The organism is Eubacterium sp. An3, assembly GCF_002159465.1.
Taxonomy (GTDB): domain Bacteria; phylum Bacillota; class Clostridia; order Lachnospirales; family Lachnospiraceae; genus Anaerobutyricum; species Anaerobutyricum stercoris.
Genome location: NZ_NFIR01000076.1, coordinates 1 through 2,713 on the forward strand (window position 1 = coordinate 1; position 2,713 = coordinate 2,713).

Below are 2,713 nucleotides of genomic sequence, written 5' to 3' on the forward strand. Positions count from 1 at the left end.
AATCAACGCACATTCCTCTGGAAACAAATTGAGAGGAACAGTATTCCCGGACAAGCCGGATCTGTTCCTCTCTGGATAACTCTATGGGGAGCGCCGCGTCAATCTCTCTGGCAAGCTGGGCGTTCCCGGCTTTCTCGTAAAGCTCCACGCTGTTCCACAAGGTTGAACGGTCAGAGAAAGAGGGCGGGGCGTGGGGTGGCAGCATAATTTCCGTATGGACAACACCGCCTTTGCGGGTGTAGTCGTGTGTCATTCCGTCCCACTCATTTGTCAGCTTTTCGCCGCTTCGGTAGGCGGCTGCGGCAACGGCTGATTTGCCCTTGCCCCGGCTGACAATGCTGATATTACAATGATAGATGGCTATGGGTATCACCTCCCGGATAAAATGAAAACCCGCAAAAATGGTACAGACGCCAAAGGCGGGTATACTGTTTTTGTGGGTGTGCAGGGATAGCCGCGTAAGCGGCGCAAGGGGTGCAGCCCCTTGTTGCGGCAAAGCCGCCAATGTCGGTCAGAGAGGGAAGCAAGCGGCTTTCTCTCTGTGCCGACAAGCCCTCGGCAGAGCGCACGCACCCGTAAGGGTGTATAAGTGCGCCCTTTGTACCAAAGGGATTATTCGCTTTTCCCGCCCTCGGTGCGTTTTTTCAGATAGCCCCGCGCTTCCTCGCTCGTCAGGGCAAGCCGGAGAAAGGCGGCGGCTTCTTCGTCGGTCATGGTCTTTGCTTCTGGCACAATGCTCTCAAAGACCGCACCCCGGACGATCAGCCGATGGCTGCGCGTCCTGCGTTCCTCTTGGGATAACTTTTGCCGCAACACCTTTTCCCGATTTTCAAGCTGCCGGATTTTCTTCTTCCCGTCCTCAATCTCGGCTTGCAATTCCTCGCGTTTTTTTCTCTCGGTTTCGTCATGGGTGGTCACTCCTTTCTACCTGTCGGCACAGAAAAAGGACAGTCGATTTCCTCGGCTGTCCTTTTGATTAGGGTGTTTGGTTTACTCCGTTCTGCTCAATAAATGGGAATATTAAATATCAATACGCCCTTTAATACATTCCTATTAAAACATCAGCTTCGATTGTCAAATGTGTGAGAGTACGCCAATCAACGCAATCTTTTTCAACGCAAAAGAGAAGCGGCGTCATTTCAATAAACGACATTCTTTGTTCTGATGACAACTGTACGGTGGCTGAAACCGTTTCTCTTGAAATGGTTTTAAGATATTTCTCAAAATATTCAACGACAGACTCATTTGAATAATCTGGATTTTTCAAGTGTGCTTGCACTTTAGTCCTGATTTCCCTCAAATGATTTTTCGTAGGAATTACTTTCACAACATATCCGTTAGGAGATAGCAATCGCTGAAATTCTTTGTAGTGTGCAGGCGAAAATATGTCTAAAATACAATCCATACTTCCGTCTTTCAAAGGGATTTTTGATAAGTCAGTAACAAACCACTTCACTGCTTTGCGCTTGTCTTTTTTTGATGCAATCTGTATTGCCTCCCTTGACAAGTCAAAGGCAAAGATGTTTCGTTCTGTTCTTTGCTGTATCTGCCTTGCATAGAAACCCTCGCCGCAACCAACATCTAAAATGTTTCTTATAGATGGCGTATCAGAAATAAACTGTATGATTTTCTCCAACACAACATCATACATGCCATACTCCAAAATTTGGTGCCGGTTGTCAAAAGACCGCTTGCTGTAGTTGGTTTTGGGCGATGATTTTAACAACAAATTTACATACCCATATCTTGAAATATCAAAGCAATGTCCATGTCTACAAATTAGGCTATTGCCTTGTATATCCATTGATTTTGTGCAAATTGGGCATTGAAAATAAACCTTGCTGTCTGCAAAGCGTGATAAATTATTATTCATTTGTTTTTCCTCCGTAATTACATCTCTGCTTCAATAAGCGAGTTATGCAATACGGATAACCGCAACATAACTCGCGGTTTTATCTTAATCTCATAAATGTAACCATTGTGTTGTCCTCCAATCAATTCCGCAGTATTACTCTGCTTTTAGAAAAAGTATAGCACAAAACTATGAACATTTCAACTCTATTTCAGCCTGTCGGCGACGTTGCTCTCTCTGGCATACCGCCGCGCCGCTTCCCGCCGTTCCTCGCTGTATGGGGCGGTCAGACGGAAAGAGAAGCGGCCTTTCTCAATGTCAAACTCCATGCAGCCCGTTTCCGGGTCTGCGTCGGTCTGGCGGCACACATCGGGGTGCTGCTCGGCATAGGCGGCAAGCCGCTTCTTCAAGTCGGTGTTGTGGGTACGGATATGGATCAACGGGTCTTTCTCATCAAACCAGATGTCTGTGACCTTTTTTTGCTTGGGAAGCCCTGTTCGCATAAACTCTCCTTTCTGCGCCCTCGTTTGGAGAGAGGGGCATTTTTGAGGGAATTTTCCCGGCTCTTGACTTGGGGAAAATGGGGATTTTCAAATAGAAACCGCCCCGGCGAACCATTCTTCGTCCGGGCGGTTCCTATCGCGTGATTTTCGTTTTTTCCGGCTCTTGACCGTCCTGCAAGCTGTCGGCAAGTATCACTTTGAGCAGCTTGTCGCGGAATGTTTCTGTGCCGCTGTGGTTGAAAAACAACTCCGCAACGATGGTCTGTCCGTCCCTCTGTGTCGTGATAACACTGTCGGGGGATTGAGGTGTCCCGTTCTGTTCTGCCATAGGCGGCTCCTTTCTCTGGGTGCAAAAGAG

Annotated in this window: 4 protein-coding genes and 1 pseudogene; all 5 read right to left on the reverse strand. The window is 47.6% G+C overall.

The features are described from left to right. On the reverse strand, positions 1-373 hold a 373-nt coding region (locus B5F87_RS20210; RefSeq protein WP_158097124.1), incomplete at its 3' end, for a MobA/MobL family protein. Between the two features lie 239 nt (positions 374-612). Then, positions 613-908 (reverse strand): annotated as a pseudogene (locus tag B5F87_RS20215) (DUF3847 domain-containing protein). Between the two features lie 131 nt (positions 909-1,039). Next, entirely contained in the window at positions 1,040-1,873 is an 834-nt protein-coding gene (locus tag B5F87_RS20220; RefSeq protein WP_002584969.1) for a methyltransferase domain-containing protein, read from the reverse strand. Between the two features lie 185 nt (positions 1,874-2,058). After that, on the reverse strand, positions 2,059-2,355 hold the full coding sequence (locus B5F87_RS20225; RefSeq protein ID WP_070087571.1) for a hypothetical protein: 297 nt from the start codon (positions 2,353-2,355) through the stop codon (positions 2,059-2,061). 133 nt (positions 2,356-2,488) lie between these two features. Next, on the reverse strand, positions 2,489-2,683 hold the full coding sequence (locus B5F87_RS20230; protein ID WP_022030172.1) for a transposon-encoded TnpW family protein: 195 nt from the start codon (positions 2,681-2,683) through the stop codon (positions 2,489-2,491). Positions 2,684-2,713 lie beyond the last annotated feature (30 nt).